Origin of the sequence: Companilactobacillus paralimentarius DSM 13238 = JCM 10415, assembly GCF_001434985.1 — a bacterium.
Classification (GTDB): Bacteria; Bacillota; Bacilli; order Lactobacillales; family Lactobacillaceae; genus Companilactobacillus; species Companilactobacillus paralimentarius.
Map to the genome: position 1 here is coordinate 20,609 of NZ_AZES01000058.1, position 14,530 is coordinate 35,138.

The 14,530-nt window shown below is 33.7% G+C and carries 18 protein-coding genes; 9 read left to right on the forward strand and 9 right to left on the reverse strand.

What is annotated here, in order from left to right; genetic code table 11:
- Positions 1-61 precede the first annotated feature (61 nt).
- From FD33_RS05895 to FD33_RS05935, 9 genes are all read right to left on the reverse strand, one after another.
- Positions 62-280: a hypothetical protein gene (locus tag FD33_RS05895; RefSeq protein ID WP_025084954.1), complete on the reverse strand. Its 219-nt coding sequence runs from the start codon at positions 278-280 to the stop codon at positions 62-64.
- An 18-nt stretch (positions 281-298) separates the two neighbouring features.
- Positions 299-712, reverse strand: a complete 414-nt coding sequence (locus FD33_RS05900) for a hypothetical protein (RefSeq protein ID WP_025084955.1) — start codon at positions 710-712, stop codon at positions 299-301.
- 311 nt (positions 713-1,023) lie between these two features.
- Positions 1,024-2,628: a DNA primase family protein gene (locus tag FD33_RS05905; RefSeq protein ID WP_056955837.1), complete on the reverse strand. Its 1,605-nt coding sequence runs from the start codon at positions 2,626-2,628 to the stop codon at positions 1,024-1,026.
- Positions 2,625-3,401 (reverse strand): bifunctional DNA primase/polymerase, encoded by a 777-nt coding sequence (locus FD33_RS05910; RefSeq protein WP_034543988.1) that lies wholly within the window; start codon positions 3,399-3,401, stop codon positions 2,625-2,627. The genes FD33_RS05905 and FD33_RS05910 overlap by 4 nt, the downstream gene beginning before the upstream one ends.
- On the reverse strand, positions 3,394-3,672 hold the full coding sequence (locus tag FD33_RS05915; protein WP_025084958.1) for a hypothetical protein: 279 nt from the start codon (positions 3,670-3,672) through the stop codon (positions 3,394-3,396). The genes FD33_RS05910 and FD33_RS05915 overlap by 8 nt, the downstream gene beginning before the upstream one ends.
- The gene (locus FD33_RS05920) at positions 3,665-3,910 is read right to left on the reverse strand and encodes a hypothetical protein (RefSeq protein ID WP_025084959.1); all 246 of its coding nucleotides are present in this window, start codon (positions 3,908-3,910) and stop codon (positions 3,665-3,667) included. Before FD33_RS05920 ends, FD33_RS05915 begins: the two co-directional genes overlap by 8 nt.
- A gap of 125 nt (positions 3,911-4,035) precedes the next feature.
- The gene (locus tag FD33_RS05925; RefSeq protein ID WP_025084960.1) at positions 4,036-4,254 is read right to left on the reverse strand and encodes a hypothetical protein; all 219 of its coding nucleotides are present in this window, start codon (positions 4,252-4,254) and stop codon (positions 4,036-4,038) included.
- A 59-nt stretch (positions 4,255-4,313) separates the two neighbouring features.
- A complete protein-coding gene (locus FD33_RS05930) occupies positions 4,314-4,577 on the reverse strand; it encodes a MerR family transcriptional regulator (RefSeq protein ID WP_025084961.1) in 264 nt (87 codons plus the stop codon).
- Between the two features lie 2 nt (positions 4,578-4,579).
- A complete protein-coding gene (locus tag FD33_RS05935; protein WP_025084962.1) occupies positions 4,580-4,798 on the reverse strand; it encodes a helix-turn-helix domain-containing protein in 219 nt (72 codons plus the stop codon).
- A 144-nt stretch (positions 4,799-4,942) separates the two neighbouring features.
- On the opposite strand from FD33_RS05935, the gene FD33_RS05940 reads away from it, so the two are divergent.
- The 9 genes from FD33_RS05940 to FD33_RS05980 all read left to right on the forward strand — a co-directional run bounded on the left by FD33_RS05940 (position 4,943) and on the right by FD33_RS05980 (position 14,443).
- The gene (locus FD33_RS05940) at positions 4,943-5,680 is read left to right on the forward strand and encodes a helix-turn-helix domain-containing protein (protein WP_025084963.1); all 738 of its coding nucleotides are present in this window, start codon (positions 4,943-4,945) and stop codon (positions 5,678-5,680) included.
- A 61-nt stretch (positions 5,681-5,741) separates the two neighbouring features.
- On the forward strand, positions 5,742-6,875 hold the full coding sequence (locus tag FD33_RS05945) for a tyrosine-type recombinase/integrase (RefSeq protein WP_235700269.1): 1,134 nt from the start codon (positions 5,742-5,744) through the stop codon (positions 6,873-6,875).
- A gap of 616 nt (positions 6,876-7,491) precedes the next feature.
- A complete protein-coding gene (locus FD33_RS05950) occupies positions 7,492-7,677 on the forward strand; it encodes a CsbD family protein (RefSeq protein ID WP_025084965.1) in 186 nt (61 codons plus the stop codon).
- A gap of 171 nt (positions 7,678-7,848) precedes the next feature.
- Entirely contained in the window at positions 7,849-8,175 is a 327-nt protein-coding gene (locus FD33_RS05955) for a heavy metal-binding domain-containing protein (protein WP_025084966.1), read from the forward strand.
- 9 nt (positions 8,176-8,184) lie between these two features.
- Positions 8,185-9,615, forward strand: coding sequence for a C69 family dipeptidase (locus FD33_RS05960; protein ID WP_025084967.1), 1,431 nt, complete (start codon positions 8,185-8,187; stop codon positions 9,613-9,615).
- 39 nt (positions 9,616-9,654) lie between these two features.
- Entirely contained in the window at positions 9,655-11,184 is a 1,530-nt protein-coding gene (gene yjeM / locus FD33_RS05965; protein ID WP_056955838.1) for a glutamate/gamma-aminobutyrate family transporter YjeM, read from the forward strand.
- A 147-nt stretch (positions 11,185-11,331) separates the two neighbouring features.
- On the forward strand, positions 11,332-12,285 hold the full coding sequence (locus FD33_RS05970) for a quinone oxidoreductase family protein (protein ID WP_025084968.1): 954 nt from the start codon (positions 11,332-11,334) through the stop codon (positions 12,283-12,285).
- Positions 12,285-12,719, forward strand: a complete 435-nt coding sequence (locus FD33_RS05975) for a MarR family winged helix-turn-helix transcriptional regulator (protein WP_025084969.1) — start codon at positions 12,285-12,287, stop codon at positions 12,717-12,719. The genes FD33_RS05970 and FD33_RS05975 overlap by 1 nt, the downstream gene beginning before the upstream one ends.
- A 101-nt stretch (positions 12,720-12,820) precedes the next feature.
- Complete coding sequence (locus FD33_RS05980) at positions 12,821-14,443, forward strand: SLAP domain-containing protein (RefSeq protein WP_025084970.1); 1,623 nt, start codon at positions 12,821-12,823, stop codon at positions 14,441-14,443.
- Positions 14,444-14,530 lie beyond the last annotated feature (87 nt).

Sequence of the window (14,530 nt, forward strand, 5' to 3'; positions counted from 1 at the left end):
CGTTAATTATATTTGCGTGGACAATAAAAGGGATGCCACTTAATAACATCCCTTGATGGCTCTATTCGATAGGTTGCATGTATTTAATAACAATGGGAAAACTATGAGCATTCTCAATATCTAATACAGTACAATCGTTATCCATTAATATATTGCATACATCATTGATGTATTTCTGTGTGCGAGTTGCACGTTCATTATTATCTGAAATATAGCCACCACTTACTTCATAAGCGGTTACGATCTTAATTTGATACATCTGTTTAGTTTTATCTGTCATTGTTTACATCTCCATTAATTAAGACTTAATCTTACTTGAAATAACATTTGAATTAGTTTTACGCAAATTAGTTATACTTGATTGTCTTATATTAAAATGCCAATTTTGATTATTCATATCCTTGGAATTATATCCAGCTATAATCATTGCTCCCTTAAATTGTCCATTAGAAATATAGAACCCTAACAGGGATTTACTGAATCGGTGTTTTAATTGATATGAATCAGCTCTATCATTAATCCCTTTACTTGGAACTAATGTATTAAATATCCATGCTATTAGTATTGTTTGTTCTAATGGTTTTAATTCTAAAAACATACGTGGATTATCGTACCAATTCATTGGTTCACATTTAAAGCGTGATGGATCAAGTAATTTATGATGCTTCTTTATGTAATTGTAAAGCGGGTAAAAATCAGTTAATAGATCCATGAGTGTGTTCCTTTCTAATTAATTTGTTCCATTTACTGGAACAAGTGGAACAATAGAACAAAGATGGAACAAGCCACTGTCTTACTCTATCAAGGGTTATGGAATAATATGTTCCATGTTCCAGTTATTTACGTGAAAAATTCTTTCTGTATAATTTCTGTGTTTTACCACTATACGTACTACTACTCTTTATTTTTTTATTTTATAAAATAAAGTTAAAAAAGAGTGGAACATGGAACAAACTGGCTATAAAGGCTGTATTTACAGCGTTTAAACGTGTTCCAGTTTTGTTCCAATGTTCCAGTTTGTAATTAATCATAACCGTTATCAGTAATAACTCGTATACCCATAAACCTAGAAACAGGATTAGCGGTATCTGATATACCATTACCATTACGACTTTTCTTTTTATAAATTCCATACTTTTCCAATTTATTAGCTATTGTTGAAATACTCATTTTATCTGAATAACCGTTGCCCCTTGCGTATTTAACCCAAGCATCATGAATATAAACAGCCTTTTCTCCATTAGTATCATCATTAGTAAATTCAAAGCAATCACTTATAAATTGTTTAAATTTATCATTATCATCTTTCCATTTATTCGTACTAATTTGTACACTTCTAGGAATGGTAAAAGCATTTCTCTTTATTACTTTGCTAAATAGTTGCATACAATTAACTGCAAAAATAGGAGCTTCTTTTTTGATTTTGTTCATGTCTATATCATTCCACCACTCGGGATGTCCATTAGGTTCATTTCTAGTATTAGGACTGATCGTATCAATAGTAATTAATCTGCTGGCAAAACCATCTGTATCATCCTTAAACTTTGGTAAGCTGTTAGCCGAAAAAAGAAGTTTTGCATAGTTTCTAAAATGAAAACCTGTTATGCCCTTAAATTCTGCATTAATTGAATCACCACCAGTTAAATTCTTTAAAATAGCGGTATTTTCAATATATTCATCATCAATATCAGCAACCATATTTACTTCTTTTCTAAACAATTCCGCTGTATTAAATCTGTTTTGCTTACCTCCCATTTGATCGGGTGGAATAGCTGAATTATTATCATCACCAATTACATTCTTTAAAACGTGGTTAATAAATGTGCTTTTACCATTGCCACCTGTTCCATGTAAAAATACCGCCTTATTGAATTTTGAATATGAGTGATAAAACATATAGCCTATATATTCTTTCAAAGTAATGGATGCATCACCAAACATCTTTTTCATAAGATGATCAGTGGCGGGACATTCATTTATATCTGGATTGATATTATAGTTGTGGTACGTTAGCAAATAATTATTAGGATTGTGGGGCTGTAACTCATCAGTCAAAATGTTATAAGTTCCATTTTTAAAGGCAACTAATTCGGGACGAGCTGTATCGAAAGGTGATTTATTTCCGAGTGACCTATCAAACATCATTCGTAAAATATAAAGTCTAACCCTGTTAACCGTGTTATTTTCATAAACACCCCATGCACGTAAATCTCTTGTTAATATGCTTTCAATAGTTGCTTGTGATTCGCCCTTACCATATATGTTCCAAATGCCTTTATTAGGTAGGTAATTAAAACCCTCCATCATTCCTTTAGATCGTTTCATAATATTGGTTCTAAGGAATGCATCACCATAAGTAACGTCATCCACATCATGATTTAAAGTAATACTACCGCCTAATTTATTCCTAGTGGGTTTTTTATACACAAACCATAAATCTAGCCATTTAGGTGTTCTCTCATTAGCTTGTTCGTTATAGGCTCTCAATGTATCGGGATCACTTGCCACTTCTTCAGACGGGTAGGGTGTAAAACTAATATCATAAGGCACTAACTCAGGTGGACTAGTCACAATCTCTGTTTTACTATTATCAATTGTTTCTTTTATTTCTTTGGGTAATTCTTTCATTGTCCACCGTCCTTGTTTACCATACTGTTAAAAATTTTATTTACCTCACTTTCTTCAAGTGGTTCATCTATAAAATTGCTGTTAATTACCAACAGCATATAATAGATATTTTCAAGTTCTGCACCACTAAAAAGTAACTTGGCTGTCATTCTAGTTAACCAGTCGTTACGTGTTCCTGTGGATGTGCCTGTAACCATTTCATCTATCAACTTGCCTGTGTATTTCTTTATTCTTATACCACCATTAAAATTAAGAGTTATACCTTTTTTAGTCGGCTTAGATTGCTTAATCAAATTGATAATATCTTTGCTTGGTTCATTCATTGGTAAATGGTTATCCCATTTATATGCCACGTCTTTTCTTTCACTAGGCGCTACCATCACATAGTTATTGATGTGGGCTTTTATATCCACTCCATCCAATATCCCAATATTTTGACTTAGGCTAATATCTTTAGGTTTCTTATAAAAATACTGTTTGCCACCACTAGCAGTGGTCTGTGACAATGTTTCATTTAGATCTATTCCTTTAATTGACTTAAAACCATCCGTTCCATGTCCAATTTCATTATCAATATCAACGACAAAAAATTGCACGGTTCTTAAACCAATTTGAGCATAAGGATATTTGTTCCAAACATTTTCTATTTCGTCTTCTGTTAATGCGGGATGGTTAGCAAACTTAATAAGTGGCGTCTTATCCTGTGAAAGTGGTAAAACGTAAAAACCTTTTTTAGCATAATGTTTAGCGTACTCGGATAGATTTTTAGTCATTCTTATCATCCCCATGGATTACATCATTTACTAACTTCATTAGTTGGCTGTTATTGTTGTTAGTTTCATTCAATAGAATGTCGCACAAGGCTAGTACACGAGGTGTAACACGTTCTAACTCGTTAGTAATCTCGTTAGCGGTATATGTGTTACTGGCTCTCTGTTCATCTAATACTTGTATTTCATCTCTTAAAATTTCTAATAACATCTTGTCGTTATTCAATTGGTTGGCGATTTCTTCTACGTCAAATGGGTCAATAGAGTTAGCCATTGTCTAAAACCTCCAATATATCGGATAGCTTGGCATCCACATCATTCAATGACTTTGATAAATTTGATAAATTATCACTGATGGCGGATAGACCACCTAAATTAAATAGTCCATAACTAGCCATTGTTTTGTCACTTTGAGCTATGTAAACTTCTGCATTTACACTTGATGCTAGTAAATCAATTAGTTGTTTGTTCTTTAAATTGTTTTCAAGTATTTCTTGTATTTGTTCGTTCATAATTTTTTGAATCTCCCTCAATTTCAGTTTATAATTGAGTGTAGATATTACTTTGAATATTGCGGACTTATCCTTACTTTGGCGAGAGAGGATAGGTCTTTTTTTATTTACACTCGATTTCATAATTATTTCGCTATTTCTGTATCGTAAATATGTAAGATTTCAGCTACTCGCAAAGAATCTTTAGCTAGTTTGGGAGCCAATTCAGTAGCATCATATGAAATGCTATTCTCAATAACCACGCTATCATTTTCGATAGCATCAAAATAAATATGCATTTCGTCATATAGTCCTAGTAGCTCTTTGTCTAATTTGTCATCTAATTCACTGTTGTATGGTGTCATATGTTGATTTCTCCGATTATTTTATTTGTATTAGTTTTAAACGCCCCGCTAGACTTGAATTATTGTTTTAATACAAATTGTTTAATCTCTTCTTTACTGTAAAGCGTGATACCTCTAACAACGTGGTAAGGCATGCCAATAGCGAGAAACTTATCAAGGGTATTATTCGATACACCTAAATACATACAAGCCTCTTTCTTACGGAAAAAATCTTTACTATCAATGCTGGCATCCTTACGAGCCTTGCTAATGGAATCAGTAACCAACTTATAAATGTCATCCCCTAGGGATGCTTGTTGATCGTGTGATAGTGTAATTTCCATTTCTATTTGTCCTCCTTATTTTTTTGTGGTTCATATTCGACTAGTTCAGATAATGTGATTTGTAAAAAGTCACAAATCTTTTCTAGAGTTGATAATTTAAAATCATTAGCACGCTTATAGTAAATGTCTGTGACTGTTGTTCTACTTAGGCCAGTATTATCAGATACATCTGAAATACTAATAAGACGTGAACCTAGAATCATTGAAAGGTTATTTTTCATAGTATTCTCCTTTTTTGTATAGTAAACACTACATTAGTTGTAATGTTTAAATGTAGCTTATACTATTGATTATGGTTTGTCAAATACACGACAGGTGTTGTATACTATTCTTGTTCAATAGAATGTACTAATGCGAGGAAAACTATGATAGTTATAAAACTGAAAGAACTATTGGAAAAAAATAATGTGTCAATTAATGAATTATCAGATGAAACAGGAATAAGCAGAACATCGTTAACACAATTAGCTAATGGCGATAGTAAGATGGTTAGAATGGAAACCATTTCAAAAATAATGGATTTTTTCTCACTTGATAATATTACTGATCTAATGGAAAAAATCAGTAAGTACAGCTATGATGTAAAACAATTTAAAGTTGATTTTAAGAAAAAAAATATTTCTTTTGAATTTTCATATAAAGAAGATGAAACGAATGGATCGTTTAAAGTACTTGCTCCATTCATATTTGAAAATGATATTATTAAAATAAATTTTTTAAACCTAAAATCGACAGATAATACAACTAATGTTTTAAAAATGATTGATGTAGTTTCTAACTATTTTTTAGGTACAATTACAGGAAAAGCATTAAAGAATGGCGAGAATCAATTTAGACGTGATTTAATTAATAATAAAATGACTGTTCCTATCATGGATGTATCAGATACCGAACTGGTTTTACTTCAATTTTGTAAAGAACTAAGTGAGAAAATATTCAAGGAATTTCAAACAAATTATTATAATGATTTTCCATGGAAAGATAAAAAAGGAAAGATAAAAGCTGGAATACTAACGTATATATATGTATGGCCTAGCTTTTATGCACTGGAATCATTGGAATTGCCTAATGTGACTATGATTAGCCACAAGTGGCTTAATTAACCACCCACGAAACTAACACGCCCCGCTAGCGTTTAGGAGTAGGACAATGACAGAAATTAAAATGTACGAGAAAAAAGACGGTACGACCGCCTATATGTTTAGTGTTTATTTAGGAATGGATGAACTAACAGGCAAAGTAAAAACTACTACTCGTAGAGGTTTTCAGACACAAAAAGAAGCCCGCTTAGCAATGTCTAAACTATTATTAGACACTGACAAGCATGGCTTTCAGAAATTAGATAATAAGCCGTTTAAGGCTATCTATAAACAATGGTACGATCAATATAAATCAACGGTCAAAGAATCTACTTATACTAAAACCGATGAACACTTTACACTTCATATTTTACCAGAAATAGGTAGCATCCCTATGAATAAGCTTAAAACTATTCATATTCAGACGGCTGTTAATAAGTGGTTTAAGGCTGGCTTAACTAGGTATAAGAGATTTTACAATTATATTAATAGAGTTCTTACGTGGGCTTATAAGATGCAGATTATTAATGATAATCCCGCAAGTAGGGTTATTTTACCAGTTAACACAAGCCAATTTAAAACTATGAAAGATAACTATTATGATTTAAAAGAATTGAAACATTTTTTTGAATGTTTGAATGACTTGGATAATCCGCAGGCATACATGTATTTTAGACTATTAGCATTTACAGGGATGCGCAAGGGCGAAAGTTTGGCGTTGCTTTGGACTGATATAGACTTTAATAATAATCAGATAAGTATTACTAAAACAGAATCACAAGGCGCTCACGGTCGCTTATTAGTTAATACACCTAAGACGGATGCTAGTGTAAGAGTAGTAAACGTTGATGATAAAACTATGTCAATGCTGAAAGAGTGGCGTAAAACGCAACGTAATGAGCTACTAATGTTAGGTTTTAATACAATTAATAAAGATCAACTTGTATTTTCCAATAATAGAAATACTATGCTTGTTCCTACTAAACCTAGAATATGGTTACAACGTGTTATTTCTCGTTTTGATTTAAAGAATGTAACTGTTCATGCATTTAGACGTACGTTTGCTACCCTTGCTATTGAGTCTGGCGCTTCACTAAAAGAGGTACAAGCGCAATTAGGACACTCAAGTTATAAAACTACTGCTGATGTGTATACGGAAGTTACTAGAAAACAACGTAAAGATACAGCTCAAAAGTATGCTAATTATGTTAATTTTTAGAGGGTATATAGTCAAAATATAGTCAAAGGGTATTATTTCACTAATAAACAGGCTATAAACATTGATATTACAGTATTTATTGGATGTCCATATTGTTCCCAATATGCCCAATAATAGTAATCAAATTATAAAAAAGCTGTTAACTTGAAGGTTAACGGCTTTTTGATTTCTCAAAATAATTACAAAAAAATAACCGTCTAATTTTGGCGAGTTACGATTATTTAAGAGCTTATTAAATTAATCTAACATGGATGTTGAATACATCAAATTTATATCGATAATATTAAATGGATATTACAATAATTGCTTAAGGATTCTTTAAGAAATGACCATTACAATTTAAGTATTATAAAATAGAACTGTAAGAACGAAAGCGGGTGTAACAAATGACAAGAACTGATAGATTACGTAAAAGAAGAAGATCAGAACGAATTGATCGTAATTTGATCATTGTAAGGTTGTGTATTGTTATAGCTATGATTTATTTTATTTGTCAGGTGGTTGCAACAATTCATTAATTGATGGATCTTTTTGACGTGCGAGCTTCTAATTTGCTAGATCAACCGGTAACTTGCTAAACTTTAATCATAAATAAAGTTATGAGAGGAGTTTTATTATGAGTGTTGATAGTAAAAAAGATGCAATTAAAGGTAAAACAAATCAGGCCGTTGGCAAAGCTTCTGGTAACGACAAACAAGAATTAAAAGGTAAAGTTCAAGAAGCAATGGGTAAAGCCAAGGATAAAGTAGATGAAGCAGTAGATAAAGTTGCTCATAAAGTAAATGAGAAAACTGATAAATAATGATCAAACGAAATTCTTTAAAAGTGCTGTCACAATAGTTGTGATGGCGCTTTTATTTTTTTAATCTCCTTAAAATAGGTATAATAAATTTCTAAATAACTACTCATAATTCCTTTTGAATGTGTTACATTATTTAATGGAGTGAAATAAATATTTTTGTGAGGTGAATCAATGGATAAGAACGAGATATTGGTAACTACAACTGAGCATATTCCAGGACATGAATACGAAATTATTGGCGAAGTTTTCGGATTGACTACTCAATCAAAAAACGTCGTTAAGAATATCGGTGCTGGGTTCAAAAACATCGTAGGTGGCGAAATTAAAGCTTATACTGAACTGCTAACAGAGGCTCGTGATATTGCTATTAGTCGTTTGCGACAAAATGCAGTTGATATGGGTGCTGATGCTGTAGTCATGATGCGTTTTGATTCCGATTCAATTAGTGCTGACATGGAAACAGTTGCAGCATATGGTACCGCAGTAAAATTTAAGTAAGGTGATTTGATGGCATTAGAGTATAACAAGAGTTCTTTATCTGCATGTACTAGCATTTTGATTGGTAAGGGTGCAACTGTTGATGGTTCTACTATTATTGGTAGAAACGAGGATGCAAAAGCGTCTTGGCCTAAGCATTTTGTGATTCATGAACATAAAGAATTTACTGAGCAACAAAAATTTGTTTCTCAAGCCAATGATTTTCAAATGGACTTACCTAAGATTCGCAGTAAATATTCCGCTACTCCTGAATGGACCTCAAAAGAGGGACTATTCGAAGAGGATGGCTTTAATGAATACGGAGTTGGAATGAGTGCTACCGAAAGTGCTTATTCTAATCAACGTGTTTTAGGTGCAGATCCTCTTGAGATAAATGGTATTGGTGAGGAAGCTATGATTACAGTAGTTTTGCCTTACATCAAGACAGCTAAAGAAGGCGTCTTGCGTTTAGGTGAAATTATTGAAAAATACGGAACTTGTGAAACTAACGGAGTCCTTTTCTCTGATAAAGATGAGGTTTGGTATTTCGAAAGTGGATCAGGTCACTATTGGGTAGCACAGCGCATTCCCGACGATAGCTACGCTGTGGTAGCCAATCAATTAGCAATTCAAGAGATTGACTTTGACGATGAAAAGAATTTCTTGTATCACAAAGATATTCAAAAATTTGTTTCTGACAATCACTTGAATGCTAAACCAGATACGTTCAATTTTAGAGAAATTTTTGGAACGCATACTTTATCCGATGAGATTTACAGTACGCCACGGGTTTGGTGGGGCCAACAAGAGTTTTCTGGTAAGACGGATGAAAGTCCTGAAAGTGAAAACTTGTCTCTTATCAAAAAGGCTAATCGTTTATTGAGTGTCGATGATGCTCAAGATTACTTGGCTTCACATTTCCAAAAGACGCCTTATGATCCATTGAATGAGTCAAAGGATAACAAACGTTTCCGTCCAATTAGTTTGGCTAAAACACAAGAGTCACATGTCTTACAAGTAAGACCTAATATGGCTCCTGAAATTGCTTGTGTGCACTGGTTAGCCATGGGTGTAGCTTCACAAAGTATCTATGTTCCTTTCTATATGGGAATGACAGATACCCCTGAAGAGTACAAACTTGGAGAACTACCATACGACAGTAAGTCAGCTTATTGGACCTACAAATTGGCTGGAGTTTTACTAGACAGTCATTATAAAGAACTTGGAAAAATGTTCCAAGACAAGCAAGAGGCTATCAATATCACGTTACGTAAAAAGTTGCATGATTTTGATGAGCAAGCTTCAAGCAAAGATGATGAGGAATTACCTAATTATTTAACAAAAGCTTCATTTGAAATGGCAAAACTTTCAATTGATGGTTATAAAGAGCTAATCGCTCAATTAATTACGGACTCGACTGATTTTTCACCTCTTAACTTCAAGACAGATATGAATTTGTAAAAATTTGTACATTGAAAATTAAATGAGGGGTTTTATAAAATGAATGATGGCAATTCGCCGAAAAAAACAATCACATTATTTGGATTAATAATGATGATTTTCACGGCAATCTTTGGATTCGCTAATACTACTGTTGCTTACGAGCAAATGGGATTGGCAAGTATTATTTGGTACATTTTCGCTGCACTTCTATTCTTCTTACCTGTAGGATTCATGGTAGCTGAATATGGTGCTGCCTTTAATGAAGCAAAGGGTGGAATTTATTCCTGGATCGAGGGAGCCGTTGGTGCAAAATGGGCTTTCATCGGTACTTTTATGTGGTTAGCTTCATGGGAAGTTTGGCTAGTGTCGACTTCTTCAAAAGTTTGGATTCCACTTTCAACAATGTTTGCAGGACATGATGCCACACAAACATGGGGATTATTTGGATTAAGTGCCACACAAGTTATTGGTATCTTAGCTGTTCTTTGGATCATATTTGTTACATACACAGCTTCACAAGGTATTGATAAAATTTCCAAGATTTCTAATTTTGGTGGAATTATGACAATTGCCTTACAAGTTATTTTCTTTGTTTTAAGTTTGGCAGTTTTGTTTATGTCAGGATTCCACACGGCTGAACCTATCAATGGTTTAGACACATTTATCCATTCTGCTAATCCTGCATTTGCTTCACCACTAGGGATGGTTTCCTTTATCGTTTATGCAATCTTTGCATACGGTGGTATGGAATCTGTTGGTGGTGTTACTGATAGTATGAAGAATCCTAAGAAAGATTTTCCACGTGGTGTTTTAATTGCGGCTGTTATTATGGCTTTAGTTTATTCATTAACTATTTTCTGTTGGTCAATGAGTGCTAATTGGAACGCTGTTATTGCCAAAGGTAATGTTAACTTAGGTAATATTACTTACGTTATGATGAGTAATCTTGGTTATCAATTTGGTAGCCATATTGGTTTAGGTAGTGCCGCTGCCATTGCCTTAGGTGAATGGTTAGCTAGATTTACTGGCTTTGATATGTTTGTTCTTTACATGGGTGCTTTCTTTGTTTTGATTTATTCACCATTGAAGTCATTCATCTTGGGTACACCAAAAGATTTGTGGCCTGCAAAGGTTACTAAGTTGAATAAACATGGTATGCCTGCTTATGCAATGTGGATTCAAGCTGCCGTAGTTATCGTCCTTATTTTAATTGTTGATATGGGTGGTAAGAATGCCAAAGCACTTTACAATGTTTTGACATTGATGGCTAATGTTTCTACGACTGTTCCATATTTGTTCTTAGTTGGTGCATATCCATTCTTTAATATGAATAAAGATATTGAAAAACCATATTTATTCTATAAGAATAAAAAAGCTATGTGGACTGTTACAATAGTTGTCTTCTTAGTTTTGGCTTTCGCCATTATCTTTACATTGCTCCAACCAATTATGGAAGGCGCATATACAGATGCTCTTTGGACAATTATTGGACCAGTAGTCTTCGGTCTAGTTGGATTCACACTTTATTATAGATATGAACATAAATCTAAAAATAAAGTTACTAATACAGCTGACGCAACTGATTAAAAAGTAATAGATCTTATCAATTTTGATAAGGTCTATTTTTTTATGAAAAAATAGTTGCATTATGCACATATCGATGTTAATCTAATTAAGTGCAAAACACACATAATGTATTAAAATATAAAATTTAAAAAAAGAGGTAATTAATTTATGAAAGCAGCAATCGTTAAAGAAAAAGGAACTACACCAGTTTATTCAACATTCGAAGAACCAAAATCTAAAGAGAAAAATGTACTTGTAAATGTTAAGGCGTCAGCTTTAAGCAATTTAACTAAAATGAGAGCTCTAGGAAATCATTATTCAGCCGATCATATTTATCCAAACGTGGCCGGGACAGATGGAGTAGGTGAGGTTGATGGAAAAAGAGTTTATTTCTTAGCTACTAATGCACCTTTCGGGTCCTTAGCTGAACAAACATTGATCAATAAGCAACTCATGGTGTCATTACCAGATGGTATTGATGATGTTACAGCCGCCGCTATTGCTAATCCAGGAATGTCATCTTGGGCTGCCCTAGTTAGTCGAGTACATTTTCAAGCTGGTCAAACAGTTTTGATTAATGGCGCTACAGGAACTGCCGGAAGTTTAGCCGTTAAAATTGCCTATCATTTGGGGGCCAAGAAAGTAATTGTTACTGGAAGAAATGCAACAAAGTTAGCCAAACTAGAAGCTGATAAAGCAGTTGCATTTGATATGGACAAGTCCGATGGTGCTAATCAATTAACGAATGATTTGGCAGAAGTATTTAAAGATGGTGTTGATGTTGTCTTGGATTATCTTTGGGGCGACAGTGCACTTGCCATTATGACCGCAGTAGCCAAGTTTGGTGGTCACCATGTAACCAAATTCGTCAGTATCGGAGCATCAGCTGGTCAAAACGAAATTGCTTTACCATCAGCCGTCTTGCGTTCATCCGCTATTGAAATTTTGGGCAGTGGTGTTAAAAGTGCTACGATGCCTGAATTATTATCAGCAATTAAGGGCGTGTTCGAATGGGCAGCTCAAGAAAAGATAGAAATTCCAGTAAATGAATTTGATTTGGCAGATATTGAAAAAGCTTGGCAAGCACCATTGAATCCACGAGCAGTAGTGGTGATGAAATAATGGACAATCAATTGATTGAATCATTAGTGACCATTGTTTCATTTTTTAATAGAACCGATCGCGATAAAGCCTTTATCAAACAAGCTGGAGTCGATTTAGAAGCAGTGTCATTTCAGTTATTTGTGACTATCGGTCGTATGCAACCAACAAATGTTTCTGATTTAGCCAATCTTTTAGGTAAAAGTCATTCTAGTGTTAGTCGACAAATCGATAAGCTGGAACAAAAACAACTCGTTACCACTAAAGATGGAGAAAAGGATGCTCGAGTTCGCTCAATAGTTTTGTCGGAATCAGGAGAAGAATTGAAAAAAGTTTTAGATAAAACCAGAGTAGAAATGATTGATTCAGCTTTGAAAGATTGGTCCGAAAATGAAAAAAAGGACTTGTTAGGCAATTTGGAACATCTAGCAATGACTTTAAAAAATATTAAATAAAAATTTCAAAAAAATTTGGTGGAAAGCTTGCATTGTCATATTGTGACACACCTCTGTGATAATCTTTCGTAGTAAACGAAATGTTATGGAGGAATGGGATTTTGAATAGAAGAGTTAAATATATGGGGATTACTGCTGCATCATTGTTGGCCATCGCACCAATTGCTGCACCAGTTTTCAGTTCTACAACAGAAATTACTGCTAAAGCAGATACAGTGAATGAAGATACTAAGACAAGTACTACTAATACTAGTAAAGTATACAAAACTAGTGTAGAAGACAATTGGACTGGAATAAAAGGTGAATGTCGTATAACCGGTACTTTTCCAGCCATTAAAGATGGTAAACAAATAAACATTTCCTATAACAGTGTTTATGTTAATGGGAAGGGCTTTGACAATAATGAAGAATTAAGAATGCCTGTATTTGAAGGATATTCAGTGGATCAAGAATACATAGTACCTAAATTGCAAAGGGATCCCAAGACTAATGCTGTTACCGGAATTATCCTTCCAAATGGTATTCCAACTTATACGAAAAACGGTAGTCCAATTTCATCTACGACTGAAAGTAATGAAGCTTATCAAATGTCATCTATACTCTCGGACAATTCAGGGCAAGAAAAATTTTCTAACACGACGGATATAACTTCAGCTCAAAAAAATGATGCTGAAAAATGGGAAAGCCAAATGAAGGATAGCTTTAGAATTAATAATGATATACCTTTATTAAACAATTCTGATCTTGGTCTTGTGTATATAGTAGGATCAGATGGTTGGTTTTCTTTAGCTGATGGAAGTATTCTCACTCCACAAAGCCCTTTGCCCGAAATTTTTGATGAAAAAGATAATTTTTTCATGCACTTCAATGATAATAAAGATAAAAGCAATATTTACTTTAGTAGTAATGAAGAAGACCAAGCAGGTAGTTATTCAATTTTTGCTACAGCAACTGCAAATGATGGTTCTATAAAAAGAAATCTAACTCCATCTGAAATTAATCAATATTTGGAACAAAAAGGTGGTAAAGGGGTGACTTTCCATTTTGGAGTCCATTATGTTGCTAGTCCTGAATCTGGTTCTACTACTGTAAATACTGGTAGCAATACTATTGTGGCTGCCGGTGGTTGGTGGTCTCAATTTTTAGGAGCCAATTCAAAACAGGTAGCTTCTAAGGATGTTGTTGTATTACCACCAGATACTGACTCAACAAGCACAGGATCAAATACAAATACAGGAAATACTGGTTCGAATACAAACACAGGTACTTCAACCAACAATAATACAAGTACTTCAACAACTGCTGATGAAAATAAGAATAACGATGAGACAACAACACCAGCTACATCATATAGTTCAGTATACGCACCAACAACAAGTACAGAATTGTATAACGACAATGGTGAGCTAATTACCAATGTTGGTCTAGGCAAGAACACTGCATGGAAGGTTGACCAAAAGAAGGTTGTTAATGGTGTAACTTATCTACGTGTTGCTACAAACGAATGGGTTAAAGTAAATAATGGCTTGGAAATCAAATTAATCGATTCAGTTATAACAACTAATAAGCAAACAACTTTGTATAACAGTAAGGGTGAAAGAATTACTAACCGTGTGTTAGGTACTGATACTGCATGGAGAACTGACAGAACAGCTCAAATTAATGGTCAAACAATGTATCGAGTTGCCACTAATGAATGGCTTGCAGCAAAGGACGTTAAATAGTTTTCTCAATAGAAATTAAAGGTTAGAAAAATTCCGAAAATTTCAATAACAAGTTAGCCACTTGGACAAAATAAATTGAATCCAAGT

Bases quoted from the DNA above. Each gene is read 5' to 3' on its own strand.
- FD33_RS05895 (WP_025084954.1), bottom strand. From the start codon at position 280: ATGACAGATAAAACTAAACAGATGTATCAAATTAAGATCGTAACCGCT.
- FD33_RS05900 (WP_025084955.1), bottom strand. From the start codon at position 712: ATGGATCTATTAACTGATTTTTACCCGCTTTACAATTACATAAAGAAG.
- FD33_RS05905 (WP_056955837.1), bottom strand. From the start codon at position 2,628: ATGAAAGAATTACCCAAAGAAATAAAAGAAACAATTGATAATAGTAAA.
- FD33_RS05910 (WP_034543988.1), bottom strand. From the start codon at position 3,401: ATGACTAAAAATCTATCCGAGTACGCTAAACATTATGCTAAAAAAGGT.
- FD33_RS05915 (WP_025084958.1), bottom strand. From the start codon at position 3,672: ATGGCTAACTCTATTGACCCATTTGACGTAGAAGAAATCGCCAACCAA.
- FD33_RS05920 (WP_025084959.1), bottom strand. From the start codon at position 3,910: ATGAACGAACAAATACAAGAAATACTTGAAAACAATTTAAAGAACAAA.
- FD33_RS05925 (WP_025084960.1), bottom strand. From the start codon at position 4,254: ATGACACCATACAACAGTGAATTAGATGACAAATTAGACAAAGAGCTA.
- FD33_RS05930 (WP_025084961.1), bottom strand. From the start codon at position 4,577: ATGGAAATTACACTATCACACGATCAACAAGCATCCCTAGGGGATGAC.
- FD33_RS05935 (WP_025084962.1), bottom strand. From the start codon at position 4,798: ATGAAAAATAACCTTTCAATGATTCTAGGTTCACGTCTTATTAGTATT.
- FD33_RS05940 (WP_025084963.1), top strand. From the start codon at position 4,943: ATGATAGTTATAAAACTGAAAGAACTATTGGAAAAAAATAATGTGTCA.
- FD33_RS05945 (WP_235700269.1), top strand. From the start codon at position 5,742: ATGTACGAGAAAAAAGACGGTACGACCGCCTATATGTTTAGTGTTTAT.
- FD33_RS05950 (WP_025084965.1), top strand. From the start codon at position 7,492: ATGAGTGTTGATAGTAAAAAAGATGCAATTAAAGGTAAAACAAATCAG.
- FD33_RS05955 (WP_025084966.1), top strand. From the start codon at position 7,849: ATGGATAAGAACGAGATATTGGTAACTACAACTGAGCATATTCCAGGA.
- FD33_RS05960 (WP_025084967.1), top strand. From the start codon at position 8,185: ATGGCATTAGAGTATAACAAGAGTTCTTTATCTGCATGTACTAGCATT.
- yjeM (WP_056955838.1), top strand. From the start codon at position 9,655: ATGAATGATGGCAATTCGCCGAAAAAAACAATCACATTATTTGGATTA.
- FD33_RS05970 (WP_025084968.1), top strand. From the start codon at position 11,332: ATGAAAGCAGCAATCGTTAAAGAAAAAGGAACTACACCAGTTTATTCA.
- FD33_RS05975 (WP_025084969.1), top strand. From the start codon at position 12,285: ATGGACAATCAATTGATTGAATCATTAGTGACCATTGTTTCATTTTTT.